This is a genomic window from Roseibium sp. Sym1, assembly GCF_027359675.1.
Lineage (GTDB): Bacteria > Pseudomonadota > Alphaproteobacteria > Rhizobiales > Stappiaceae > Roseibium.
On record NZ_CP114786.1, the window covers coordinates 4211779 to 4237840 of the forward strand.

Consider the following 26062-nt stretch of genomic DNA (forward strand, 5'->3'; position numbering starts at 1 on the left):
GCAGGCAATGTCGCCAGACCCCGCACCCTGGACCGGCCGGAACAGGTATGACAGCAAAAACGAGACAGACGCAATCCTTTGACGTGATGGTGCTTGGCGCCGGCATCGTCGGCGTGTGCACGGCGCTGCACTTGCGCCGGCTGGGGCTGGATGTCGCCCTGATCGACCGGAAACATCCGGGCGAGGAGGCGTCATTCGGCAATGCCGGCATTGTCCAGCGCAACGGCTTCGTGCCTCACAGGATGCCGACGCGTCCGTTGCAGCTTCTCGGAATTGCGCTGGGCCGGTCGAGCGCGGTGTCCGTCGACCCCGTCACGGTGGCACGGCTTCTGCCCTGGCTGAAAGCCTATCACAGGGCCGGCAGCGAACGGGGCGCTGAAGCCTATTCCCGGATCATTGCCCCGCTCAGGGCCTTTGCGGTCGACGAGCATCTGGATCTGGCGCGCACCACCAATGCCGACCGGTTCTACCGGCAGGGAGGCTGGCTTCATCTCTTCAGGTCCGAAACCGGGTACAGGGACAGCGAGATCGAGCGGCAATATGCCCGGGTCTTCGGCGTCGCCTATGACGAGTTGACGGAAAGCGACCTCGGCGCGCTTGAGCCCGGCCTGCAGGCTGACGGTCTCAGGGCCGTGCACTGGCTGGAGAGCTGCTCCGTGTCCAACCCGGGCGCGGTGGTCGATGCCTATTGGCGCGGCTTCATCCGCGAAGGCGGCCGCTATTTCCGGGGCGACGCCCGGAAGCTGGGCCGTCAGCGGGGCAGCTGGAGGCTGGACTGCGAACGGTGCGACGCCTTTGCTCCGCATGCGGTGGTCGCAATGGGCGCCTGGTCCGTGGACCTGCTGGGTCTTCTGGGCGAAACCTATCCGCTTGCGGTCAAGCGGGGCTATCACATGCATTACCGGCCGAGGATCGGCGCCTCCCTGTCGCGGCCGGTCGTTGACGTTGAAAACGGGTTTGCGCTGACGCCGACCGACAACGGCATCCGCCTGACGACGGGCGTCGAACTGGCGCCGCGCGATGCCCCTCCCAATCCGGCCGTGCTCAAGCTTGCCAAGCGCCGCGCCGAGGATCTCTTTCCGCTCGGGCGATCCCTCAACGACGAGATCTGGATGGGCAGCAGACCCTGTCTACCCGACAGCCTGCCCCTTGTCGGGGCCTCGCCGGTGACACCCGGTCTGTGGCTGAATTCCGGTCACGGCCACGACGGTTTCACGCTCGGACCGATCACGGGCCGGCTTCTGGCGGCCATGATCGCGGGCAACAGGCCTTTTCTCGATACCGCCGGATTGTCGCCCGCGCGGTTCGCGGTTTGATGATTTTGGCCCGCACCGATGACGGCAAACGGCTCGTAAACCCCGGCTAATCCCGTTCCAAACCTGCCTAAACCTTGGTTGAGAGCCGGGTTTATAAGCCTGAGGTCAATGGCTGAGCGGGGGGAGCGGTCCCCAGATGGGCTGAGACGGCGACACGAGCGCTGTCGACCTGACCTCCTATCAGTCAAAGGACTTGCGAACATGAAACCCACGTTCAAATCGCCCGCGCTGACCCTGTTTTCCGCAACCGGCCTGCTTGCCAGCACCGGAATAGCGCTGGCCGCCGTCAGCGTCGGCGATACGCTCGGCAACACGGAAGACGATGTGCGCGCCGCCCTGAGCTCTCTGGGCTACATGGTGGAAGACATCGAGACCGAAGACGGAGAGATCGAAGCCGAGGTCTTAATGGATGGCCAGGAGATGGACGTTGTCGTCGATGCCCGGTCGGGCCAGGTTCTTGAAATGGAACTGGAAGACCCGGAGGGCGAGGAAACGGACGACGACTGATATCTGACTGAGCCGACCCCGGCCGGACCCGCCATGGTCTGCCCCGACCACCCGGCCGGGGCTCTGTCGCTTCATCCCGCACCTGGAGGCCGGCATCGCCGCGCCGGTGCCGAAGTCGCCTTGGTTTGACAACCGAAAGGGCGCATCCTACCCAATGACCTGCCCGGTGCATCAACAGGCTCCGGACCTCATGCCATCCGGAGACCCCAAGACGCCATGCTGCCTGCTTTCAACTGGAAAATCGCCTGGCCCTGGCTGCTGTTCGGCCTCCAGGGGATCTGCATTTTCTTTCTCGTTACGGAGGAGGTGGTTGACTGGTTCTGGGGAGAAAACCCGGCTTCGGTGGTCGGCAACGACATCGTGGAGAACCTGATCGTCGCGGCGCTGGTCGTCAGCCTGATCGCTACCGGCCTTGAAGTCAGAAAGACCATGACCCGGCAAAAGCGCCTGGAACAACAGGTCAAGGCCGCCTCCGGCGCTTTCGCGGCCATGCTGGAGGAACATTTCGAAAGCTGGGCGCTGACCCCGTCGGAATGCGAGGTCGCGCTGCTTGCGCTGAAGGGCTTTTCGATTGCCGAAATCGCCTCGATCCGCAAGACCGCGGAAGGCACCGTGAAAGCACAATGCAACGCCATCTACCGAAAGGCCGGCGTTTCCGGCAGGCCGCAATTGCTGTCGCTGTTCATCGACGAGTTGCTCCATGGGTCGCTTTTGTCCGAAGGCGCGCCGAAGGGCAAGGAGCTGGAGACGCCCGGACCGGCCAGCCGGGTGCAGGCCTGACCGGCAGTCCCCGGGCCCGGTATCAATTGTCACTACAGACTAAGGCCAGGCCCACTGCTTTCCACCGGTTGCCTCCCGAACTCAGTTCTCGCGAAGGGGCAGAGCCACGGTGTCCTTCACCGTGTTGACCACGATGCGTGACTGCACGTCGGAGACCAATGTGTTGTCCAGCAGTTTCAGGCGCAGAAAATTGTCGTAAGTTTTGATATCATCGGTGACGACCTTGATCAGGTAGTCGACGGCACCGGTGATGCGCTCGCACGTGACGACCTCGGGCCAGTGGTGCACCAGCTTGTCGAAGGTTTCCATGTTCTCCCTGCTGGGAACTGCGAGCTTGACGAAGGAATAGGCGACGAAGCCGAGACCGACGGATTCCCGGTCGATGATGGCGGTAATCTGGCGGATGATACCCTGTTCCTTCAGGCGCTTGATTCGGCGCCAGCACGGGGTTTGGCTCATGCCTGCTTCCTTTGCCACCTCGGCAATGGACAGCGATGCATCCCGCTGAAGGACACGAAGAACGCGTATGTCAGACGGGTCGAGAAGATATTTATCGGTCATTGTTTATTTTAGGAATTTTTGTTCTGCCTCTGGGTGTTTGTCCGCGACGATAGCACAGAAATTGCCTGAGAAAAGGATGATATTACTCAAAACATTTGGTTGCCGCGGGGCCATGGCGCCCCACATGTCGGTTGAGGAGGAATTCGGATGAATGTGCATATGCCAACCGTTACCCTGGAGGACAAATATGTCGCCACGGAAGGACGGGTCTATCTGACGGGCATACAAGCGCTGGTCCGTCTGGCTCTCGATCGTGCACGCCTCGACCGCGAGGCAGGTCTGAAGACAGGCGGTTTCATTTCCGGTTACCGCGGTTCGCCTCTTGCGGGCTATGACACCGAGCTGATGCGTGCCCATCGGCACCTCAAGGACTATGAAGTCGTCTTCAAGCCGGGTGTCAACGAGGAACTCGGCGCGACCGCCGTCTGGGGCAGCCAGAAGCTGCGCGGCGAGGGCGGCGTTGGCCGGCCGACCGCCTATGACGGTGTCTTCGGCATCTGGTACGGCAAGGCTCCCGGCGTCGACCGTGCCGGGGATGCATTGCGCCAGGCAAATGCCTCGGGGACAGACCGCAACGGCGGTGTGCTGGCGCTGGCCGGGGACGACCACCTCGCCAAGTCATCGATCCTTCCGGCGCAGAGCGAATTCTACTTCGAGCACGCCGAAATTCCGGTGCTCAATCCGGCGGACATCCAGGACGTGCTGGACTACGGCCTGCATGGCCTGGAAATGTCGCGCTTTACCAGCCTGTGGACCGCGCTGATCTGCGTCGCCGACACCATGGATGCGTCGGCGACGATCAATATCGCGCCGAACCGGCTCCGCCTTGTCCGTCCGCTCGACGGGGATCCGCGCAAGGACTATCACCAGAACCGCGATCTCCTGCTCGGCAACCGCCTGGAAACCGAGCGTCTTGTCCGCGAGCTACGCATCCCGGCCGCGCAGAACTATGTGCGCACCAATGGTCTCGACCGGGTGACCTTCGGCACGCGCAGCAACGCCAAGCTGGGCATCGTTGCCTCCGGCAAGGCCTATCGCGACCTGTTGCAGGCGCTGGACCTGATGGGCATTAGCGAAGATTTCGCCAAGAGGCTGGGGCTGGCGGTCTACAAGGTTGCCATGACCTGGCCGCTCGAGCCACTGGGCCTGCGCGAATTTGCCCGCGGCGTGGAGCGCCTGCTTGTCGTCGAGCACAAGCGCGCCTTCATGGAACCGCAGATCAAGGAAATCTCCTACCACTGGCCGGAAATGAGCCGGCCGGAAATCTGGGGCAAGCGCCGTCCGGACGGAACGCCCTTCCTCTCCGATGTCCTGGAGCTGTCCGTCGCCGAACTGATCGAAGGGCTGATGAAGTGGCTGCCGGCAGAGGCCGTCTCCGAGGAGATGCGTGCCGTTGCCAGCCGGATGACCAAGCAGGCCATGTGGGCCCAGGGCCATGCCGAACGTGCCGCGCGCATTCCCTATTTCTGCTCCGGATGCCCGCATTCCACCTCCACCCGGACGCCGGAAGGATCCCGGTCCCTGCCGGGCATCGGCTGCCACGCCATGACCGAGATGGCCGGCCGCACCACAGAGGGCCAGATCGCCATGGGCGGCGAGGGGGTGCTGTGGGTCGGCCAGCAGCCTTTCTCTGCTGACAGCCATGTCTTCGCCAATGTCGGCGACGGCACCTATTTCCATTCCGGGATCCTGGCGATCCGCCAGGCGCTCGCCTCCAATGTGCCGATCACCTACAAGGTGCTTTACAATGACGCGGTCGCCATGACCGGCGGCCAGAAGGTCGACGGTCAGCTGAGCGTGCCCCAGATCACCCGCCAGCTTGAGGCAGAGGGCGTCGAACGCATCGCGATCGTTTCGGAAAATCCGGAGAGCTACGGCTCCTGGAGCCCGATCGCGCCGGGCACCAAGGTGCATCACCGCGACGAGCTGATGGACGTGCAGGAAGAGCTGCAGACCTATCCGGGCGTGTCCGTGATTGTCTATGACCAGACCTGTGCCGCGGAAAAACGCCGCCGGCGCAAGCGCGGCACCTTTCCCGATCCCGACATGCGCCTGTTCATCAATGACCGGGTCTGCGAGGGCTGCGGCGACTGTTCGGTACAGTCCAACTGCCTGTCGGTCGAGCCTCTGGCGACACCCTTCGGCGAGAAGCGCGTCATCAACCAGTCGAGCTGCAACAAGGACTTTTCCTGCATCAAGGGCTTCTGCCCGTCCTTTGTCGAGATCGATGGCGCCGCGCTCAGGAAGCCGAAAAAGGCCGATATCGATGTCGATGCCCTGGTTGAAACCCTGCCGCAGCCCGAGTTGGCGTCCCTGGAGCGGACCCAGAACGCTCTTGTCGCCGGTATCGGCGGCATGGGCGTGACCACCATCAGCGCCGTATTGGCGATGGCGGCCCATGTCGACGGCAAGCAGGCCTCGACGCTGGACATGACGGGTCTTGCCCAGAAGGGCGGACCGGTGACGTCTCACGTTCGTTTTGCCGCGCTCGACAAGTCCATCGAAGGGCCGCGGGTTCCGGCCGCCAGCCTGGACCTCCTGATCGCCAGCGACATGGTGGTCGCCGCCAATGCGGATCAGCTGGCACTCGCCCATCGCGGCCACACGCTGACGGTCGCCAACACCAAGGTCGCGCCGACGGCGGAATTCGTTCTCAAGCAGACCCTGTCTTTCGACGAACAGCGCATGGACGACGCCCTGAGGCAAGCTTCGGGCACCTATCTGCCCGTAAATGCCGCGGATGTGGCCGAGAAGCTGCTCGGCGACGCCATCTTTGCGAACATGCTGCTGGTCGGCATGGCCTATCAGAGCGGCGCCCTGCCCATCTCCGACTACGCCATTGAGACGGCTCTTGAACTCAACGGCGCGGCGGTCCGCAACAATATCAAGGCCTTCCGGGCGGGCAGGGTCCTGGCAGCCCAACCGGAGAAACTGCTGAAGTCGCTGCCCTCCGAGGCAAAACCCCGGGCGTTCACGCTCGACGAGAAGATTGCCTTCAACGCTGCGGAACTGACCGCCTACCAGGACGCTGCCTATGCGGCTCGCTACCAGGATCTGGTTGCCAGGGTGAAGGCCGCCGACGAAGCCCATGGCCCGGGCACGATGCGCCTGACACAGACGGTCGCGGACCTTCTTTACAAGGTGATGGCCTACAAGGACGAATACGAGGTCGCGCGGCTCTATTCGGATCCGGCCTTCAGGGAGAAGGTCGCCCAGCGGTTCGAAAATCCGCGTAAGCTGAAGGTGCATCTGGCGCCGCCGCTGCTGGCTCATCGCAAGGACCCGAAGACCGGCCGTCCTGAAAAGATCGCCTTTGGCCCCTGGATCTTCAGCGCCTTCAGGCTGCTGGCAAAACTCAAGGGCATGCGCGGCAAATGGTACGATCCGTTTGCCCGAACCGCCGAGCGCAGGGCCGAGCGTGCCCTGATCAGTCAGTATGAAGGCGACATCGCCGAGATCCTGAACCGCTTGCCGGAGAGCAGTTATGGCCTTCTGGTGGAACTGGCGCGGATTCCGGACATGATCCGCGGCTTCGGCCCGGTCAAGGACGCGCACATGCAGCAGGCCTCTGACAAGCGCCGCCGGCTGCTTGAGCAGCTCCACAAGAGCAATGACGGCGGCAGCGACGATCAGGACGGCTCCAAGGAGTTTCTTGCAGCGGCGGAGTAGGTTCGCTGCATGACACTGCCAAGTCCTGGAAAACCGAACCCGGCGCATTTGGTGCCGGGTTTGTCATGTCATGCCATGAGTCCTTACCCTAACATCGGTTCCATGGGCCGCTGATCCGCGGCTGCCGGCATTCTTCCTCCCGGGCGCGCAGGCCGTTGTCGGCAAGGACATCGGCGAGAAGATCGTGCGGCAGGGCCTGTCTGGGTAAGCGCCGCGCCGACAGCCATTTCCGGATCACCCTTTTCATCCGTATTGACCAGCCGGTCCCGTCCGGGGACCCGGTTTCCGGCGCGACCGGGGATGGGGGCAGGGGCTGATTGCTGGCCATGGCCTTCTCCATAAAAAAAGAAATATCTTTTTTTATATGACAAGCCAGAGGGAGCGTTCAATAAGAAAAGTAATTTCTTTTTAAATGATGCCGCCAAGCCGCTGCAGCGCCGGAATCCGGAATGCCGAGGTGCCTTCAAGCCGCTTAAGGGAGGTGTAAGATCCCTTTCCGGATGGGGGTGTCCGAAGTGGTCGCGCAGACTTTTACAAGAATTTTTTTTACAAATTCAGCCGGGATTTCCCGTCGGAAGCAGCTCCCTCAATCTGGTATTATCTCAACAAAAACAGACTGTTACAGTGTATGCATGGCAAATGTATAGAATTCTTCGAAAGTTTTACAAAAAGACAATTACATTCTCAGATAGTGCGTTTTGACCTTCTTTAAAACTCGTCTTCATTTTCGGTACCAACGCCAATCCGGCACCCATATGACAATTGGTATCGAAGAATGACTGAAGCGTTGAAAACAGAACTGGTGAACTTCTCGGAGCTGACCGGTGAAGCTGGCAGCGCCCGGAGGGCCGAACTGGCCCGGCATGTCGCGACATTGTTTGCCCTGACCTCCGACCGTTGCTCGGACGAACAGGTCGATATCTACGACAGCGTGCTCCTGCGCCTTGTCGACATGGTTGAAGGTGAGGTGCGGCGCTATGTTGCCGAACAGATGTCCAGCCTGCGGCGCGGACCGGAGGAAACCATCCGGCGCCTTGCGGACGACGATTTCGACGTTGCCGAACCGATCCTTCTGCGTTCAACCGTCCTGCGAGACGCCGACCTGATCAAGATCGCCGAAAAACGCGGCAATGCCCATCGCTTCGCCATCGCACAGCGGGAGGTTCTTTCCGAGGAGCTGACCGATGTCCTCGTGCGTCAGGGAGACCTCAAGGTCAAGCGCAAGGTGGCCAGCAATGACGGCGCCAGCCTGTCGAATGCATCGATCATGGCGCTGATCAGCGACGCGGCCTCGGACGCGACGTTGCAGCTTTCCCTGAGCGAGCGCGCCGACCTCGCGGAAGCCCATATTGCCAGCCTCGTTTCGGTCGCGAGCGAGGAAGTCCGCCGCAAGCTGCATGCGCAAGGCCGTGGCCATGAAGCCGAACGTGTGGAAGAAGCTGCCGACATAACGGCGCAGCGCATGTCGAACCAGTACTGGCTTGGCCGGTACGACTTCGAGACCGCCCGCAGCCGTGTCCTTCTCCTGGCCAAGCGCGGCATGGTCAACGAGGCGGCGCTCCGCCGGTTCGCGTCCGAAGACCGGTTTGCCGAAGCCGTGGCGACGTTCGCCTGGCTGGTGCGCTGCGGTGTCGAAGAGGTCAGCCACTGGATGGTGCGGCCCGATCCGGAGCCGTTCGTGATCCTGGCCAAGGCCTCCGGATTTTCTTCGATCACGGTAGGATCTCTTCTGTCCATAGGACCCTGGCGCCATCGTCTGACGCCGGAAACCCGCAGCGATGCCATGGCGATGTTCGAGCGCATGACCATCGCGGAAGCCAAGCGCAAGATGGCTCACTGGAACCACGGCGTGCTGCACTAACCCCGATCAGCAAGATGCCTCCCGACGTCACCTGGGCCCGGTTCCTGAGAGCCGGGCCTTCTCTTGTTTCCAGAACGCCCCATTTCTTTCAAACATCACAGATCCGTGCCAAGAAAGACGCAGTTTGTCTTTGCGACTCGCCAAGGGGCCGTCATGCGTTCTTTTCGATCTCCGACTTCCCGTGACAAATTGAGCAACACTGGCCCCTGCCGGACAGGCGGCCTGCTCTCGGCAATCCTTGTGATCGTCACGGTCCTTGGCCTGCTCACCATGCCTGCCGAGGCGCAGGGGATTCCAGGTCTCTTTTCCCAGAAATCCGGGACGGAATCTGCGCAGGCCGGTGACGCAATCGGCCAGTCCGGTGCTGCTCCTCAGGAGAGCGCTGACGCCGCCATGGACGGGGATGCCGGCGCAGGCGCAGGCGTCCTGCAGACCATCGATGAATTCGCCGATGAGGCGGTTGAAGCGCGTGACGTTCTCAAATCCATCGTGACGGAAATCCCGACCATCCACGACGCAATGCTGGCAACCTTGCGCTCGCATGGGGGCGAGCGCGGACTTGGCTGGATCAACGCGGCCCTGGTCGATATCCTCATCGCGGTCGCCTTCGGTCTGGTTGCCAATTTCCTCCTCGCCCGATGGGGGCGCCGGCAGTTTGGCGCCTGGTCCCGCGCCGATGTCTATACAAGGGCGGACAAGATCATCTACCTCTATGCGCGGGCGCTGCTGATGTTCGTCGGCGTCGGGCTGTTCTTTGCCGTTTCCGCCGCCGTCTACCTGCTGATCGGAACCGGGATCGATGCCGCCAATGATACCGCCCTCGTCGTGGTCGGGGTGATTGCGGTCTTCCTGACCTTGCGTGTCATCTGGCTCAACGTGCTGGCGCCGGACGCCGAGAGCCACCGGCTTGTGGCCTTGTCCACGAATGAGGCGCGCGGGCTCTACAGGGTGCTTCTGGTCGGTTCGGGTATTTCCCTTACCGCGGTCGCGTTCTGCCTCTGGATGGAACAGCTCGGCCTGTCTCCCGGTTTGCAAAAGGTTGCCCTGATCGGAGCGTCCGGCCTGTCGATGATCATCCTGAGCGGGATCGCGATTGGCTACCGGAACGTGATCGCCCGCCTCATCCGGGGCAAGGACGGAGCGGAAGCACCCAGGTGGCGCAGGCTTCTGGCGGGCTGCTGGCATTTCATCGCGATTGCCTATTTCGTGATTGCCTGGGGGATCTCGGCGGTCCGGATCCTGCTGGATCTGCCCGATGCCACCGGTCTGGTCGGTGCGCCGTTGCAGGTGCTCCTGGGGGGCGCCATTGCCTATGGTGTCCTGATCCTCATCATCGACAAGCTGCTTCTGCCGCGACTGGACACGGCGGACGCCGAGGCAAAGATCATCGAGGACATTCAGCGGGCCGAGGAGAGTGAGGGCGCGCAGGACATGGAAGGGACCCTGGCCCAGGCGCATGCGGAAGCGTCCGAACGGGAGGCGCTCCGATCGCCTTTTCGTGCCCTTCTCGATCGCGGTGCCGCCATACTGGTGGTCTTTACCGCCCTGGATTTCCTGGCGAGCATGTGGGGTGTGCCGCTTGCGGGCAGCGGCTCGCTGATCGGATCCTTCGTCGAGGTTCTGCTCGTGGTCTTCCTGAGCTACATGGCCTATGAGGCCGTGAAGATCCTGATTGACCGGCAGATTGCCAAGGAAGCGCCCGCCGACAAGGACGAGGAAGCCGAGGTGGGCGGTACCGGCGAAAGCCGGATCGCGACGCTGCTGCCGATCTTCCGGAATTTCCTGCTGATCACCATTGTCGTGATCGCTGCGATGGTGGTTCTCTCCGAGCTCGGCGTGAACATCGCCCCGCTCTTCGCCGGTGCCGGTGTTGTCGGCCTTGCGGTCGGCTTTGGTGCGCAGACCCTGATCCGGGACATCTTCTCCGGCGCCTTCTACCTGATCGACGATGCCTTCCGCAAAGGCGAGTATATCGACATCGGCAGCGCCAAGGGGGTGGTCGAAAAGATCTCGATCCGGTCCATGCAGTTGCGCCATCACCGGGGCGCGCTGACGACAATTCCCTTCGGCGAGATCCAGCAGGTGGAGAATTTCTCGCGCGATTGGGCCGTGATGAAGCTTGCCTTCCGCGTCACCTATGACACCGACGTCGACAAGATGCGCAAGATCATCAAGAATTTCGGCAAGGAGCTGCTGGAGGACGAGTATTACGGGCCGATGTTCCTGGCCCCCCTGAAATCCCAGGGCATCCTGTCGATGGAAGACAGCGCCATGATCGCGCGGGTGAAGTTCACCACCAAGCCGGGTAAGCAGTTTGAGTTGCGCAAGGTGGTCTATGCGGGCCTGCGCGACCTTTTCGAAAAGAACGGCATCAAGTTTGCCCATCGCCAGGTGACCGTGCGGGTGGCCGGGACGAACGAGGAGGACGAAGCAGAGCCGTCGCCCGCCGCGAAGGCCGCCGCGGGTGCCGCTGCCGCAGGCATGATCGACGAGGCAGAAGCCGGCGAGGGCGACGGCGCCAACGACCAGATCTAGGGTCCCGACCCCAGTTTGGGCTGCCGGTTTAACGCGGCCCAGTTACAACAGGTCATTGATTCATTGTCGATATCTATGCTTCTCCCGATCCGGGACACGCAGTGCCTTGCCACTTGCGTTCCTCTCCCCCCTGGAGGGGGAGATGTCCGGGAACTGGACAGAGGGGGGGGCAGCAGTTCCTCTAATTCGGAAAAGGTCTTGTATGCTGAGAGGTTGAGCCCCCCCTCTGTCTCCTGTCGGAGACATCTCCCCCTCAAGGGGGGAGAGGGGAACAAGCGGCGAAGCCTGTTTGAGCACAGAGGCTCCTGCTTAACCGGACACCTGTGGGTCCTGACCCCGATTTGGGCTGCCGGTGATACGCTAGCTGGTATCGGCTCGTCACAATGCTATGCTTCCCTGTCACCGAGCAGTCGCGAGGGGGGAATGATGCTGAAGAAAGCTCTATTGGGAACGGCCCTGGTTCTGGGGTTCCATGGTCTGGCAGCGGCCGGTCCCGTGCAGGACAAGGCGGGTGAAGCGGAAACGGCGCTTGAGGCGGGCAAGGGGGTCGACGCGATCACGCTCCTGCGCGAAGCCCTGTTCGAGGTCTGGAAGGAAGCGCCGATGGCCATTCAGACCGCGACCTATGTCACGGCGCCGGCCGACGGCTATGGCATCTATACGGCCCGAGACGGCAATGCCTTTGCCGCGAATGAACCGCTGCTGATCTATCTTGAACCGGTCGGGTTCGACTGGATTCAGAAGGACGGTCTCTACACCTCTCTGCTGACGGTGGATTTCGACCTGACCTCCCCGGACGGCAATGTGCTGGCCGGCCAGAAGGGATTCGGCCGGTTCGACTTCAAGAGCCACGTGCCGAACACGGAATACATGGCCAACCTGACCCTGAACGTGTCCGGAGCTCCGGCTGGAGACTACGTGCTGGTCCTGACCGTGAACGACGAGAACGGAGGCGGGTCGGCGAAGGTGAACATGCCTTTTTCGATCAAGTAGGTCGCATCCAGGCTAAGCATGCGCTTTTGGGAGGCATTTGTTTCGCAAGTGCATGGACCTTCCGCGTGAAATCCTATATCGGTCCCGGCGGATCAACGACGGTATCGGAATGCGGATCGGATTTCAGGCAGGGACGCTGAACGAGCGCGGCATGAGCGTCGCGCTCCATGACTACGCGCTGGGGGTCCAGGACAAGCTGGGCCACGAGGCCTTCGTGTTCTACAGCGCGGCCAAGAGCGACCCCGCCGTCGTGGAGAAATTCGGCAAGTCCGTGACATTGGTGCCAATGAAACCGGGCGATGACAGCCGCCGCACCAGCGAGCCCCTGAACCTGGACTTCTGTTACTACATTCGAGAGGGCCGGAGAGGCCCTCTGGACATCTTGTCAGACCGTTCCGGCGTGCACGCGGTCTTCCGGCATTTCGAGCCGCACGGCGATGTCTACGCCTATGTGTCGGACTGGCTCGCCGACTGGATGAGTGGTGGACTGGCGCCGGCGGTGCCTCACATCGTCGACCTCCCCGAGCCGAAGGGCACGCTGCGCAAGACGCTTGGCATCCCGGCCGATGCTCATGTTGTCGGCCGCTACGGCGGATATGACCAGTTCAACATAGACTTCGCCCACACGGCAGTCGCGGAGGCGCTTCAGCGGCGCGGCAATCTCTGGTTCCTGTTCGTGAACACGGAGAAATTCATCGATCATCCGAGAGCGCTGTTCTTGCCGCCGATCGTCGACCGCCAGGAAAAATCGCGCTTCATCGCGACCTGTGACGCCGGGCTCAACGCCAAGAAGATCGGCGAAAGTTTCGGGCTGGCGATTGCGGAATTCCTGATGTTCGGCAAGCCGGTGTTCAGCTGGGCCGGCGGCATGGACCAGAACCATGTTGTCATGACGCCGAAGTCCGACTGGAACTACCGGACGCGCCGGGACCTGGTGCGTCTCCTTGCGGACTATACGCCGACGCTGGAGGACGCGGATCTGGCCCGGGCCTCGGTCGCCCGTTATCTTCCCGGACCGGTGATGAAAAAATTTGACGAGGTGTTCCTGTCCGGCGCCTGGTCGGCCGAGGGCCTGACGCTGCCGGCAGGCTTCAAGGCGAAGCGTTTTCTTCAGGAAAAGGCCATGCGGGCCCGGTTCAGACTTTGGAAGAGTTTATAGGCTCCATGCAACTCTACGACTGCTTCGTCTTTCACAACGAGTTCGACCTCCTGGAAATCCGTCTCCGGGAAATGGGCGATCACGTCGATCACTTCGTGCTGGTGGAAGCCAACCAGACCCAGCGCGGCGGGCCGAAACCCTACTATTTTGCCGAGAACCGGGAGCGGTTCGCGCCCTGGGCCGACAAGATCATCGACCTGCAGGTCGAATTTCCCGACGAGCTGCCGCCGGCGCTGGGCGTCTACAGGACCCGGCGCAAGAAGGACTGGGAGCGGGAGAATTACCAGCGCAACTGCATCGCCCGCGCGCTTGAGACCTGTGCACCGGACGACCTGATCCTCGTGTCCGATGTCGACGAGATCGTCAAAAGGGAGGTGCTGGAGAGGGTTCTTGCGAACCGGCTCTACAAGGGCCGGCTGCTGGTGTTCGAACAGAGCCTGCACAAGCATCATCTCGACCGGATCGTTCCGGACAAGACCTGGCTGCTCGGTTCGCGCATGATCGAGAAGAAATATCTGACCACGCCCCAGCAGCTCCGCCGCACCAAGGCGCGGATGACCAAGAAGTCCTACGTGCCCGGTTTCCTGGCCCAGCCGTTCCTGAGGATCCGCAACAACAACCTGTCCGGCATCAGCCGGCCGGTGACCATCCTTCCCGATGCCGGCTGGCATTTTTCCTCCATGGGCGGACTGGAGGCCTTCCGGACCAAGCTCGAGTCCGTCGTGCATGGCCAGACCGTTGATACCAGCGACATCGAGAAACTCTACCGTCAGGAACTCCAGGGAACCGCGCTCATCCCGCGGACGGGCCTGCCGGCCTGCGTCCGGGACGGGCAATTCGAGCATATGCTGGAGGCGGACGGCGCGGTCGCGGAACGCTGAGGATCCCGGCTGATCGGTCGACTGGCACCGGGTGGCCTATCTTGTCAGGCAATACCTGTGTTCACTTGTCATTGACCGGCCGGTCCCGCGTGTCTATCACTTTGGGCATGAAGTCCGGAGCTGTTGTTCTCGTAGTAGGCCGGCGCATGGGCAGGGCGGCGTAGAGCTTCCCGGCGAAAGCACCCATGCGCGGTAAGCCGGCCCCTGACGGGGCTCCTTTTTGCCTCGATCTTTTCCCACCAACATATCCGGTCATACCGCATGTCCAAGCTTTCCTCCGGACCGCATCTTTCCACGCTGATCCTGCTGTCGGCGCTCTGTGTCCTGCCCATCAATATCTTTCTGCCGTCGCTGACGAACATGGCTGCCGAGTTCGGGGTGGACTACGGCGTCATCGGTCTTTCCCTCGCCGCCTATGCGGCCGTTTCGGCGCTGCTTCAGGTTCTGCTGGGACCGCTTTCGGACCGGTTCGGCCGCCGGCCGGTGATCCTGTGGGGACTGACCGTTTTCCTGGTCGCCACGCTCGGCTGCATTCTTGCCCGCGACATCTGGAGCTTCCTGGCCTTCAGGATGCTCCAGGCGGTGATCGCGCCGACCTATGCCGTTGCGCTTGCCGTCATTCGCGACACGACCGGCAAGGACCAGTCGGCGAGTCGGATCGGCTATATCGCGATGGCCTGGGCCGTCGCTCCCATGCTGGGGCCGGGTCTTGGCGGGCTGCTGGACGAATTCTTCGGCTGGCGGGCAAGTTTCTGGTTCCTGACCGTCTCCGGCAGCCTCGTCTTCGCGCTTTGCTGGGTGGATCTCCGGGAAACCAACCACGATCCGTCCGAAACGATCTTTGCGCAGTTCCGCAGCTATCCCGACCTGATTTCATCCAGAAGGTTCTGGGCCTACGCGCTCTGCATGGCGTTCACGATCGGCACGTTTTTCGCCTTTCTGGCGGGAGCTCCGCTCGCCGCGAAGGCCGCGTTCGACCTGTCGCCGGCCCAGCTCGGGATCTACATGGGGTCGATCACGGGCGGGTTCATGATGGGGAGTTTTCTCGCCGGCCGTTTCACCGTCCGGTTCCACCTGTCGACCATGCTGATCGCCGGACGGGTTCTGGCCTGCGGCGCACTGCTGCTTGGCCTGTTTCTCTACCTTGCAGGGATCGAACATGTCTTTGCCCTGTTCGGCCCCTGCGTGCTGGTCGGTCTCTCCAACGGCCTGTCGCTGCCGAGTGCCAATGCGGGTGTGCTGTCGGTTCGGCCCCGGCTGGCCGGTAGCGCCGCCGGGCTCGCCGGTGCCTTCGGGGTCATGGGCGGGGCCGTGATGTCCTGGCTGGCCGGGGCCGTCCTGACCCTCGAGAATGTCCGTTACGGACTTCTTCTGGTCATGCTGGGGGCGGCCGTCATCGCATTGATTGCCGCGCTTTGCGCGCGCCATTTCGAGCAGACCGCCCTGGAACCTGCGCAAGCCTGAGGCGGTTTGGGGAAACCGCCTCGGTCAAATGACCCAAATTGTTCGCAAAGCGCTCTATTTGGGAACCTTGTGGATCTGCGCATAGTCGATGCCGGTGGACCGCTTGGTTTTCGGCAGGATGCCTTTCTCCATGATGAAGACGTTGTTGGCAGCCCAACGGTCGATCCTGGCACTTTCACCGGGCGTGTCGACGGCCCCCTTGATGCCGAGCAGATCCGTCGGAATGCCGACCTTGTTCATTCGCCGGACGGCCTCCTTGGAGATGTGTGTCATATAGGCCTTCTTCTCCGGCAGTTGATCAAGTTCGATCACTTCGCGCGGTCCAACCGTCCTCAGCTTGGGCGGATGCTGGCTGTAGGGTTTCCAGTTGCCGTGGGTGGCGTTTGAGAAATTCGGATTGAAAAGCTTGTGCTCGGTCATCCAGTGCAAGGTGGGCACGGACCCGAATATGTAATCCGTCCATAACATCCGTTCCAGCAGCACGGAGCGCTCGGCATCGCCGACTTCCGTCGGCATGTTCGACCACAGAAAATACTGTGACCGCTTGTCCAGGTACCAGCTGAGGATGCCGTCCTCGACTTCCTGGATGCGCTGCCTTTCATTCGGGAAACGGCGGTCCAGATGTTTCCAGCCGGACGTCGGCGAGTGCTTTTTCATGGTCTCCGCCTTGTAGCGCAGCTCGCCGATCAGCGGGTTGAAGCACGCCTCGACCCGCTTGACAAACGCCTCTTCAAAATTGTGCGCCTTGGCCACTTCCTGCAGGGTGCGGGTTTCGGCACTGGCCTTGCCGGCCGTCAGCGGCGCGCCAGCGCTCAGCGGGTCCCAGGCCTTGGGAATGGACGCCTTGCCGAAGGCACCCTCGACCTCCTTGGCGATTGCGAGACCCTTTTGGCCGTAGGACACCATCGCTTTCTGGACGGGGACACGGGCAACCAGGCCAAAAAAGAGGCTCAGCAGCTTGGCCGCCGCTTCCTTGTTTTTCTGGATGCGGGCCTGTTCGCTGTTATAGGCACCGATCATGTTGGCCCGGGCATTCATGTGCGCCCGTCCAAGCGACCGGGCCGTCGCTTTCCATTTGTCTCTCATGCCTTCCAGATCGGTGACGACGGAGCCTCCGATACATTCCGCGGCGATATCCATTGATGATTTGGCCATTTTGCTACTGCTTTTATTTCCGGTTGTTGTTCTTTGATGGGTGTTTCCATGCGCCCGGCCCAAGCAAGCGTGGGGTGGCGGCGCAGATCTGCCTGTTGTGTCAGAAAAACCGGAGGCCGGATGTAGCGCGCGTCACACTGTTTGCAGGTGGGTGTAAAGCGGTTCCAGGACGCAAACCTGCTCTTGTGCGGTCCGGCTCCCGGCTCGCCGAGCGCATCGTGACAGGTGTTCTTGATGCGAACCGCAACGGCCTGGGGCGGTTTGGACCAAGTCGAGATACCGGGAGCGAACCGGCTTTCAGTTCCTGGATCGGTGTCAGGAAATGCTGGAGGCTCAAAACGACGGTCAACGTGGGCATCGGTCGATGGCCGCTTTGCTCTGCCAAGCTGACCGTTCGCCGGCGACGTTGAATATTCCGAAACCAGCCGTTCTCCTGGCCGAGGCCAACGCCCGGGAAGGGCCGATGCCGGCTTTGAGATCAGTTGCAGCCCGCAATGGTCACCGCACTACTCTTGCCGCTTTTTGCGCGGTCTCTGACGAACGGCCGGTGTAGTTGGCGGGATCGAGCAGCGCATCGAGACGTTCCGGCGCCAGGCGTCGCATCTCCGGGTGACCACGCAGGACTTCCTCAAACGGCCTACATGTCGTCTGGGACTCCTGGGCAACTTCGTAAAGTAAGTGATGGGCGGCGTGGCGGCCAATCTCCGGAGACAGGCCCATCATCACGGCCTCCGAAACAATAAGGCCTCCGGTTATGTCCAGGTTGCGAGCCATGGCTTCAGGATGAACCACGAGTCCGGCAACGAGGTCGCGCAATGTTGCGCAGGCCGAGCCGGCAAATACCGCAATCTCCGGCACGGTCACGTCGGCCACATTGGTGGCCGAACTGTCGCCTTCATCCATGCGCACCATCGATTCGGCGATCAACGGCAGGCGGCCACGCAGCATCCGGCACAGACTCACCAGTTTGAGCGCGGTGGAAGGATTGCGCTTTTGCGGCATGGTGGAACTGCCCACCTTTCCCAGATGAAACGCTTCCGAGACCTCGCTGATTTCGGTGCGCTGCATGAACACAACGTCGCCGGCGATCTTCTCCAGCGTACCGCCTAGAAGACAAAGCGTTGAAAGGTAGTCCGCGACACGGTCATAACTTGAACGCACCGCCAATCCGGCAGGACGGAGATTCAGATAGGCGGCCATACGGCGTTCGACTTCTTCCGGGTGCCGACCGAGTGCTGCACCCGTGCCGATTGCTCCCCCCAGACTGGCGACGAAGGCCTCGTCGAAGCGGCTTTCCAGACGAAGTCGGTGGCGGCTGATTTCATCGATCCAGCCGGCCAACTTGAATCCGAAGGTCGTGGGCAGTGCGTGCTGTCCATGGGTGCGGCCCGCCTGCATTGTTCCGGCATGGAGAGAAGCGAGCTGGCGAAGATCTGCCAGCGTGTCAGCCAGCAGCGCGAGAATGCGGTCGACCGATGCGCGCATCTGCAGCGAGACCGCGGTATCGAAGATATTCTGGGTCGTCGCACCCAAATGGATGAAGCCAGCGGCTGGTTCGCCACACAGCGCCTCGAACTGGGCCAGCACCGGAACGAAAGGGTGCTCCGACTGTGCGATACGCCGGACGAGATCCTCGATATCAAAGAACTTGGTCCGGGCCTTTTCCTTGATGATGGCCGCACAGTCGTGCGGAACGAGGCCTAGCTCGGCCTCCGCCGCGGCAAGCGCCACTTCGACGTCCAACCAGGCCTGAAGCGTCGAGACATCGCTCCAGGTGGCTGCAACTTCAGCATCAAACCAGCCGCGGGTGATAAAGGAGTCGTACATTCCAACCGGCATGGAAACGCCTCAAATCCTGTTTCCGGTTGCCGCATCAAACAGCGACGTGCGGGCAACATCGAATGTCAGTCCGACAGGCTCTCCGGCGGCGACGGGAGGTTTCCCCTGGGCCAGAACCGCGATCTGCTGCCCGGCGATGTCGCACCAAAGGATCGATTCCGCCCCGAGCATTTCGGTCAGGTCAACTGTGCCCCTCAGGATTGCAGTGGGACTGTCTGCATCGGTCAGCTGGAACTGCTCAGGGCGTATGCCCAGTTCCGCTTCGGCAACCGCGCGCGGTCCGGAAACGAAGTCGTACCCGTCAAGACTGACCTCCCCGGCATCCGTCAGAAGCGCCAGGTCCGGCGAGAGAGTGAATGTCCCCCGCAGAAAATTCATGCTGGGCGAACCGATAAAACCGGCGACATACCGGTTCAGGGGCCGGTCGTATATCTCCTCGGGTGTGCCGAGTTGCTGAATAATTCCATCCTTCATGATCGCGATGCGGTCGGCGAGCGTCAGTGCCTCGATCTGGTCGTGCGTGACATAGATCATCGTTTTACCGGTCGTGCGATGCAGACGCTTGATCTCGACGCGCAGTTCCGCACGCAACTTGGCATCGAGGTTGGAGAGCGGCTCGTCGAACAGAAAGACTTCGGCCTCCCGAACCAACGCCCGGCCAATCGCTACGCGCTGGCGCTGCCCGCCCGATAGCTGGGCCGGGCGTCTGTCGAGCAGGGGGGAGAGCTGGAGGAACTCCGCCACCTTCTCGACCTTTGCGGCTCGCTCCGCCTTGGGGACGCGGGCCACGCGAAGCGCAAACCCGAGATTGTCGCGAACCGTCATCTTCGGATAGAGCGCATAGGACTGAAACACCATGGCGATGCCGCGCAGGTTCGGTTCGATCCAGGTCACGTCACGCTCGCCGATCCTGATTGCGCCGTCATACGGCTCGAGAAGGCCGGCGATCGCGTTCAGGAGCGTGGACTTTCCGCAGCCCGAAGAACCGAGCAGGACCAGGAATTCTCCGGATTTGATATCGAGATTCAGGTCGCGCAGCACAGTGACTGCACCGAAACTCACGATGAGGTTGTCAATGGAGATGGCAGACATGATTTATCCTTTGACCGAGCCGGCAGCGATCCCCCGAACGAACCAGCGGCCTGAGATGAAGTAGAGAGCGAGCGGAACAAGCGCCGTCAGCACGGTAGCGGCCATGTCCACGTTGTATTCGCGCTCGCCGAACTGAGAGTTGACGATGTTGTTGAGCTGAACCGTCATGGGCAGGTTGTCCCGGCCGGCGAAGATCAGCCCGAGAAGAAAGTCGTTCCAGATGCCCGTGACCTGCCAGATCACCGCGACGATCAGCACGGGTGTAGCCATCGGCAACATGATTATGCCGAAGATCCACCAGAACCCGGCCCCGTCGATCCGCGCGGCCTTGAAGATCTCTTCCGGCACCGAGATGAAGTAGTTGCGGAAAATCAGCGTCATCACGGGCATGCCGAAAATCACATGCACGGTGACAATGGCAAAGAGGCTGCCGAAAGTCTTTGTCGCCGCGAAGAGCTGAACCAGAGGGAAGACATAGACCTGATAGGGAATGAATGTCCCGGTCATCAGCAGCAGAAAGGCAAGACCCGACCAGCGCACTTTCCAAAGCGCCAGTGCGTAGCCATTGAGCGCGCCGAGCAATACGGAAAGGATGGTCGCCGGAATGAGAATTCGGACCGAGTTCCAGAAACCCACCTGAATGCCGTCGCAGGTGATGCCGGTGCAGGCGCTGCTCCAGGCCTTTGCCCAGGCTGCAAGGTTCAGCGTCTCCGGCAGGCTGAAAATCGATCCGGTCCTGATTTCCTCCATGGTTTTCAGCGAGGTTATCAGCATGACGGCGAGTGGCAGCGCAAAGAACAGGGCGGACACGAACAGGAAGCTGTAGACGCCAAGTCTCGCGGGACTGAGCCAGGGTTTCGCGGGGCGGCGGGATCTCTGATTGTTCATGTGTGCCTCCTACCGCTGTCGCGACTTGGCGAAGCTGCGTGCGTAAAGTGCCGGTGCGGCGATGGCCGCGACCATCATCAGCATGACGGTCGCGGCAGCCGCTGCCTGACCGATGCTTCCGCGTTCAAAGAGGTAATCCATGACGTATTTCGCCGGGACTTCGGTCGAAATTCCCGGACCTCCGTGGGTCATCGCCACGACGATGTCGTAGGACTTGATGGCGTGGGTCGAAAGCAGCACCGCCGACGTGGCGAAGACAGGCGCGAGGATGGGCGTCACGACGTGCAAGTACATGCGCCAGCGCGGGATGGCATCGATGCGGCCGGCTTTCCAGATTTCCTCATCCACGCCCCGGAGTCCGGCAAGCAGAAGAGCCATGACAAAACCAGCGCCGTGCCATACACCGGCAATGACGATTGTATAGATCGCCAGTTTCGGCCGCACGATCCAGTCGAATGTAAAGCTCTCCCAGCCAAGGCCCCGGACAAACTCCTGGATACCGTCGGTCGGGCTGAGCATCCAGTTCCACACGAGACCGGTGACGATGAAGGACATGGCATGCGGGTAGAGATAGATCGTCCGCAGCGTGTTCTCCGCCCGAACCTTCTGGTCGATAAAGATGGCCATCAGGTATCCCAGAACCAGGCAGCCACCGATATATCCCCCACCGAAGATGAACATGTTGACGAGCGAGGTCGTCCAACGGGATGAACGAAACAGCGCCACATACTGATCGAACCCGGCGAACTCGTAGATCGGCAGCATGCGCGACGGGGTGAAGGAGATCCCGACGGTCCAGACGATCGAGCCGACATAGACCACCGCAACGACCGCAAACATGGGCAGGAGCGCGAGCCGCGCCTGAGACATCTTCATGGTATTCTTTCCTTGAGAGGCCGCCGGCGCTGGGAGTGCGCGCCGGCGGTGACTTGTCCAGCTCAACCGTTCTGAACAATTTCCTTGTACCGGGCGACCACGTCATCGATCTGCATCGAGGGATCCGACCAGAATTCGACAATCAGATCCGTAAGGGATCCCTTGACGGTCCCGTCAACGAGCATGGACAACCGCGGAACGGCTGTATCCTGGGACCGCAACGCCGCGCTGCCGGTTTCGGCGCACGCATCCGTGCCGGTCATGTCGACATCGCTTCGCGGCGGGATGGAGCCCTTGGCCGCGTTGAAATCCCTGAGTGTCGCGGGGTCTGCCAGCGTCCGGATCAGAAGGTTCTGCGCTTTGGTGCGCGCCTCGTCGTTCTGTGCCGGGAAGACGAACACGTCTCCGCCAATATTCACCACGCCGTTGGCGAGCACGCAGCCGTAGTCGACCCCGGCCGTCATGCCGGCGGCGGTGAACTCGGCCTTCGCCCAGTCCCCTTGCGAGGAAATGCCGGCCTTGCCGTTGATGATCATTGCGATGGTCGCATTCCACGCGCGACCGGAGGAGCCCTCGTCTACATAGTCACGTAGCCGTGCAAATGTCTCGAGGGCCTTGCGCAAGTCGGGATCTTCGAAGGCGGCGTCGGACTTGTCCCGGTAGAGAGCGTACCAAAGGTCCGGCCCGCCGAAATCGAGCAGGATCGATTCAAACAGAGACAGGGTGTAGGACGGCGTCCCCGAGAGGGCCAGGGGGACCTTGCCGGCCGCCTGCAATTTGTCGAGCGCCGCGAACATGTCGTCGCCCCAGCCGGTGGGCGGCGTTGCGCCAATCTCTTCCAGCAGGGCTGTGTTGTACCAGATCCAGTTGCGGCCATGAATGTTCATCGGCATCGCGTAGACGCCACCTTCATATTGCGACGCAGCCAGAAGCGCGGCCGGCATGGTTTTCTCCCACCCGGCGGCGACATCGCCGATGTCGACCAGCAAGCCCTGGGTTACCAGATCCAGATACTCCTTGCCGGTATTGAACTGGCTGGCAGCTGGCGGATCGCCCGCGATGATGCGGGTGACAGCGGCTTGCCGCGCCGCAGAGGCTCCGGCGATTGCGTTGTCGACCCAATTGCCGCCGGCCGCGCCAAACGACTGCGCGAGTGTCCGGGCGGCCTTGGACTCGCCTTCCGAGGTCCACCAGTGGATGACCTCGGCATTCTCCTGGGCAAGTACCGGAGTGGCAATCCCAGCGCAAACCGCGATGACAGACAATGCTAGACGCATAACTTCCTCCCTTGGAATTCAAATACAATACAATCTGAACATATTGTATGATTTGTATCTACTTCACGGGAATGCATTTGTCAATCGAGTGCAAATTGTATTGCTTCTGAGCATTTCTTCATTGTATTGTTTGCGCATGCAGGCTACTCAACGTCTTGAATCCTATCTGGAATCCCTTGCGACAAATGCCCGTCCGGGCGACCGTGTCCCCACCGTTCGGCAATTGATGTCCGAATTCGGCGTCTCCCAGGCCGTCGTTCTGCGTGCGACGGAGCGGCTCAAGGCGCAGGGAAAAATATCCGCACAGGTCGGACGCGGGACGTTTTTCGTGGGCGAGGAACATGCGCGGGGACTTGCGGCCGAGACGCACGAAACAAAGGGAAGGGCCGACCAGAAATCGGTCCTTATTCTGCGCCGGTCAACGCGCCTGCAGCGCGGTCGGCGCGTTCTGGAACTCCTGCAGGCACACCTTCAGGAAAACAATTGCCGGGTCGTCGAAGTGGCCTATACGGACAGCCGCGATGCCCTGGACATCCTGCGCAACCTGCCTCATTTCGACGCCTGTATCATTCAGTCGACCTTCGAGACGATCACGATCGACATGTTGGCTGCGGTGCGGCGCAAGTCGGCAGCAATCGTCGTGGACGGAGCCGTTCTTGCAGGCACGGAGGTGGATGCGGTGGGTTTTGAATGGGGGAGCGCCGTCGAGCTGGCACTCGGACATCTGCGTTCCCACGGCCACAGCCGGATCGGCCTCGTGTTGAGCACGCACTTCGTGCTTGCCGCGGAACTCGGCAGGATCTGGTTCGAATGCCGGATGGACGGCGCACCGGATACGCACACCGTGATACAAGTGCCGGCGTGGCCACAGGAGGACTTCGCCGCAAAGGCGGCCGAAGAGATTGCGAATACGCGCAATTCGTCGGGCGAACTGCCCTTCTCCGCGCTCATCGTCTGGGGTGTTGAGAGCGGAAACGTGTTTCTCGACCAACTGAGGGAAAAGGGCATCGACGTCCCTGGAACGCTGTCGGTCGTCCTCCTCGGGCGTACGGATCTCGAGAGCGAGCACGGAGGATTTTTCTCGGTTGCAGGCTCGACGACCTCCGCACAGGCCGAAGCCCTTGAGCAGACGATCCGGAGGCGGTGGGATCGGCCCGACAGTGAATACCGCGTGCGATACCTGCCCCTGAGCCTTCTTGAAGGGCCATCTGTCGCGGATCGGTGATCCGAAAGCCTGGTGAGGACACGTTTTCGGCTTCGCCTGCCGGATCAACCGATCCGTTCTTCGTATCTCTCGAGAATGCCCTGCCCAGGAGATCCGGGGCCGAACACGTGTCCGCACCTACCGGATCCAACCATGTGGCCGGCACCGCGATTGTCCGGTTCGATGGCCAGGTGAGCGAAACCGGACAGTTCGCATCCGGCCAATTTCCGAACATCTCAACGCTCACTGCCGATTGCCGTCTTTCCGGCCTGCCTTTAGGTGACGGACGCATAAATGAAGACGAAATGGCATGGAAAATGGCGAAACACCGCTAGGAAGGGTGCGTGGAGCGGGCTTATTGCCCGGTCAAGCGCACTGACGACGCGGAGTGAAGCCATTTCCATGTCCTTCGGATTTGACCGAATTGGGCTTCCTCAGCGTCGCGAAAGGCTTGAAAATGAACCACATTTCCTGCGCTTTCGCTCCTTGTTGAAGACCAATTCGCCTCAAACCATTTCATCTACATTTATGGGTCCGTCACCTAGACCTCAGACGATCCCGCCGCCGGCGCCCGAAACTTCCGGGCGGATTTCCGCGACCTTCTGGCGGTAGCCGGCCGCGCGGTAGGCGGCGACCGGGTCGGCGGCGCCGCCGTTTTCGAGACGGGCCATGGCCAGGATCGGTTCGACATCGGTGCGGAAGGCTGTCTTCAGCGTGGTCGTTGCCATCAGGGCGTCGTTGTCTTCCTGGAAGCCGGTCAGGGCGGGGCGGTCGACGATGAGGGCCTGGGCATAGGCGCGCTGGACCTCCATGGCCGAGACCATCAGGCTTTCGATCGGATCGGTGACGTTGTGCGACTGGTCGAGCATGTGCGCCGGATCGAAGCCTGGAGCATGGCGGGTTTCCGCGTCGACCAGTTCGTTGAACACCAGGAACAGGCGGTAGGGATCGATCGAGGCCGTGTCGAGATCGTCGTCGCCGTATTTGCTGTCATTGAAATGGAAGCCGCCGAGCTTGCCGAACTGGATCAGCCGGGCGACGATCATCTCGATGTTGACGTTGGGCGCATGGTGGCCGAGATCGACGAGGCAGCAGGCCCTGTCGCCCAGCTCCCGCGCGATCATGTAGTTGGTGCCCCAATCCTGCACGACCGTTGAATAGAAGGCCGGTTCGTACATCTTGTGTTCGGTGAAGAGCCGCCAGTCGTCCGGCAGGCCGGCATAGATCTCTTTCGCGGCCTCCAGATAGCGTTCGAACTGGCGGGTGAAATTGACCTGGCCGGGGAAATTGGAGCCGTCGCCGATCCAGATGGTCAGGGCCCTGGACCCGAGCGTCTTGCCGATCTCGATGCATTCCAGATTGTGTTCGATGGCCTGCCGGCGCGTGGCCGCATCCGTGTGGGTGAGGGAGCCGAACTTGTAGGAGCGCTCCTGGCCGTCCTGGTCCTGGAAGGTGTTGGAGTTCATGGCGTCGAAGCCAAGCCCGAGGGTTTGGGCCTTTGCCTTCAGCTCGGCCGGGTCGGCCTTGTCCCAGGGAATGTGCAGGGAGACGTTCGGCGTTGCCCGTGTCAGCTCGTGAATGACGGCGCAATCTTCCAGCTTGTCGAAGATGTGCCGCGGTTCGCCCTTGCCGGGAAACCGGGCGAAGCGCGTGCCGCCGGTGCCGACGCCCCAGGACGGAATGGCAACGCCATAGGCGGCGACCTTGTCCTTGATGGCGTCAATGGAAATGTCTTGCCGGTCCAACCGCTCGCCCAGAATGTCGTAGTCGCGCCTGAGCGTTTCGGTCCGTGCCTCGTTTTCGCTGGCGATCAGTGCCGTGTCGATCATCATCTTGAAGATCCTTTTCAGGAATTCCTGGCCATTGAGAGTAGGGGGAGGGCATCGCCACCCCATGTGCGTCATCCTGAGGAGCGCGCCAGGCGCGCGTCTCGAAGGATTGGCCTCCTGCTCTTTGAATTTGCCACCCATCCTTCGAGACGGACCTGACGGTCCTCCTCAGGATG

At 61.6% G+C, this 26062-nt stretch carries 20 protein-coding genes; 11 read left to right on the top strand and 9 right to left on the bottom strand.

From position 1 onward, the window contains the following. Positions 1 to 47 precede the first annotated feature (47 nt). The 3 genes from O6760_RS19155 to O6760_RS19165 all read left to right on the top strand — a co-directional run bounded on the left by O6760_RS19155 (position 48) and on the right by O6760_RS19165 (position 2603). Positions 48 to 1316, top strand: coding sequence for an NAD(P)/FAD-dependent oxidoreductase (locus O6760_RS19155; RefSeq protein WP_269581308.1), 1269 nt, complete (start codon positions 48 to 50; stop codon positions 1314 to 1316). A 201-nt stretch (positions 1317 to 1517) separates the two neighbouring features. Next, a complete protein-coding gene (locus tag O6760_RS19160) occupies positions 1518 to 1823 on the top strand; it encodes a PepSY domain-containing protein (RefSeq protein ID WP_269581309.1) in 306 nt (101 codons plus the stop codon). A gap of 216 nt (positions 1824 to 2039) precedes the next feature. After that, positions 2040 to 2603, top strand: a complete 564-nt coding sequence (locus tag O6760_RS19165) for a helix-turn-helix transcriptional regulator (protein WP_269581310.1) — start codon at positions 2040 to 2042, stop codon at positions 2601 to 2603. 81 nt (positions 2604 to 2684) lie between these two features. On the opposite strand, the gene O6760_RS19170 is transcribed toward O6760_RS19165, so the two are convergent. Continuing rightward, positions 2685 to 3164, bottom strand: a complete 480-nt coding sequence (locus O6760_RS19170) for an Lrp/AsnC family transcriptional regulator (RefSeq protein ID WP_248159419.1) — start codon at positions 3162 to 3164, stop codon at positions 2685 to 2687. A 147-nt stretch (positions 3165 to 3311) separates the two neighbouring features. Between O6760_RS19170 and O6760_RS19175 the strand changes: the two genes are divergently transcribed. Continuing rightward, on the top strand, positions 3312 to 6833 hold the full coding sequence (locus O6760_RS19175) for an indolepyruvate ferredoxin oxidoreductase family protein (protein WP_269581311.1): 3522 nt from the start codon (positions 3312 to 3314) through the stop codon (positions 6831 to 6833). A gap of 88 nt (positions 6834 to 6921) precedes the next feature. Here O6760_RS19175 and O6760_RS19180 read toward each other — a convergent pair whose 3' ends face one another. Next, entirely contained in the window at positions 6922 to 7161 is a 240-nt protein-coding gene (locus tag O6760_RS19180; protein ID WP_269581312.1) for a hypothetical protein, read from the bottom strand. A 447-nt stretch (positions 7162 to 7608) separates the two neighbouring features. Between O6760_RS19180 and O6760_RS19185 the strand changes: the two genes are divergently transcribed. The 6 genes from O6760_RS19185 (at position 7609) to O6760_RS19210 (ending at position 15726) form a co-directional block, all read left to right on the top strand. Further along, complete coding sequence (locus O6760_RS19185; protein ID WP_269581313.1) at positions 7609 to 8694, top strand: DUF2336 domain-containing protein; 1086 nt, start codon at positions 7609 to 7611, stop codon at positions 8692 to 8694. A gap of 189 nt (positions 8695 to 8883) precedes the next feature. Continuing rightward, on the top strand, positions 8884 to 11229 hold the full coding sequence (locus tag O6760_RS19190; protein ID WP_269581314.1) for a mechanosensitive ion channel family protein: 2346 nt from the start codon (positions 8884 to 8886) through the stop codon (positions 11227 to 11229). A 423-nt stretch (positions 11230 to 11652) separates the two neighbouring features. Next, on the top strand, positions 11653 to 12222 hold the full coding sequence (locus O6760_RS19195; protein ID WP_269581315.1) for a hypothetical protein: 570 nt from the start codon (positions 11653 to 11655) through the stop codon (positions 12220 to 12222). A 109-nt stretch (positions 12223 to 12331) separates the two neighbouring features. Next, complete coding sequence (locus O6760_RS19200) at positions 12332 to 13381, top strand: hypothetical protein (RefSeq protein ID WP_269581316.1); 1050 nt, start codon at positions 12332 to 12334, stop codon at positions 13379 to 13381. Positions 13382 to 13386: 5 nt separating this feature from the next. Beyond that, the gene (locus tag O6760_RS19205) at positions 13387 to 14262 is read left to right on the top strand and encodes a hypothetical protein (RefSeq protein ID WP_269581317.1); all 876 of its coding nucleotides are present in this window, start codon (positions 13387 to 13389) and stop codon (positions 14260 to 14262) included. 261 nt (positions 14263 to 14523) lie between these two features. Next, the gene (locus O6760_RS19210; RefSeq protein ID WP_269581318.1) at positions 14524 to 15726 is read left to right on the top strand and encodes a Bcr/CflA family efflux MFS transporter; all 1203 of its coding nucleotides are present in this window, start codon (positions 14524 to 14526) and stop codon (positions 15724 to 15726) included. Between the two features lie 54 nt (positions 15727 to 15780). On the opposite strand, the gene O6760_RS19215 is transcribed toward O6760_RS19210, so the two are convergent. The 6 genes from O6760_RS19215 to O6760_RS19240 form a co-directional block, all read right to left on the bottom strand. Further along, entirely contained in the window at positions 15781 to 16881 is a 1101-nt protein-coding gene (locus O6760_RS19215; RefSeq protein WP_269581319.1) for a hypothetical protein, read from the bottom strand. A gap of 498 nt (positions 16882 to 17379) precedes the next feature. Beyond that, on the bottom strand, positions 17380 to 18720 hold the full coding sequence (locus O6760_RS19220; RefSeq protein WP_269581320.1) for a class-II fumarase/aspartase family protein: 1341 nt from the start codon (positions 18718 to 18720) through the stop codon (positions 17380 to 17382). A gap of 9 nt (positions 18721 to 18729) precedes the next feature. Beyond that, positions 18730 to 19812, bottom strand: coding sequence for an ABC transporter ATP-binding protein (locus tag O6760_RS19225; RefSeq protein ID WP_269581321.1), 1083 nt, complete (start codon positions 19810 to 19812; stop codon positions 18730 to 18732). A gap of 3 nt (positions 19813 to 19815) precedes the next feature. Continuing rightward, positions 19816 to 20700: a carbohydrate ABC transporter permease gene (locus O6760_RS19230; protein ID WP_269581322.1), complete on the bottom strand. Its 885-nt coding sequence runs from the start codon at positions 20698 to 20700 to the stop codon at positions 19816 to 19818. A gap of 9 nt (positions 20701 to 20709) precedes the next feature. Next, the gene (locus O6760_RS19235; RefSeq protein WP_269581323.1) at positions 20710 to 21576 is read right to left on the bottom strand and encodes a carbohydrate ABC transporter permease; all 867 of its coding nucleotides are present in this window, start codon (positions 21574 to 21576) and stop codon (positions 20710 to 20712) included. A gap of 62 nt (positions 21577 to 21638) precedes the next feature. Continuing rightward, positions 21639 to 22853 carry an ABC transporter substrate-binding protein gene (locus O6760_RS19240; RefSeq protein ID WP_269581324.1) on the bottom strand — a complete coding sequence of 405 codons (1215 nt, stop codon included), beginning with the start codon at positions 22851 to 22853 and terminating at the stop codon, positions 21639 to 21641. A gap of 136 nt (positions 22854 to 22989) precedes the next feature. On the opposite strand from O6760_RS19240, the gene O6760_RS19245 reads away from it, so the two are divergent. Continuing rightward, positions 22990 to 24078 carry a GntR family transcriptional regulator gene (locus O6760_RS19245; protein WP_269581325.1) on the top strand — a complete coding sequence of 363 codons (1089 nt, stop codon included), beginning with the start codon at positions 22990 to 22992 and terminating at the stop codon, positions 24076 to 24078. 527 nt (positions 24079 to 24605) lie between these two features. Here O6760_RS19245 and rhaI read toward each other — a convergent pair. After that, positions 24606 to 25889: an L-rhamnose catabolism isomerase gene (gene rhaI, locus O6760_RS19250; protein WP_269581326.1), complete on the bottom strand. Its 1284-nt coding sequence runs from the start codon at positions 25887 to 25889 to the stop codon at positions 24606 to 24608. Positions 25890 to 26062 lie beyond the last annotated feature (173 nt).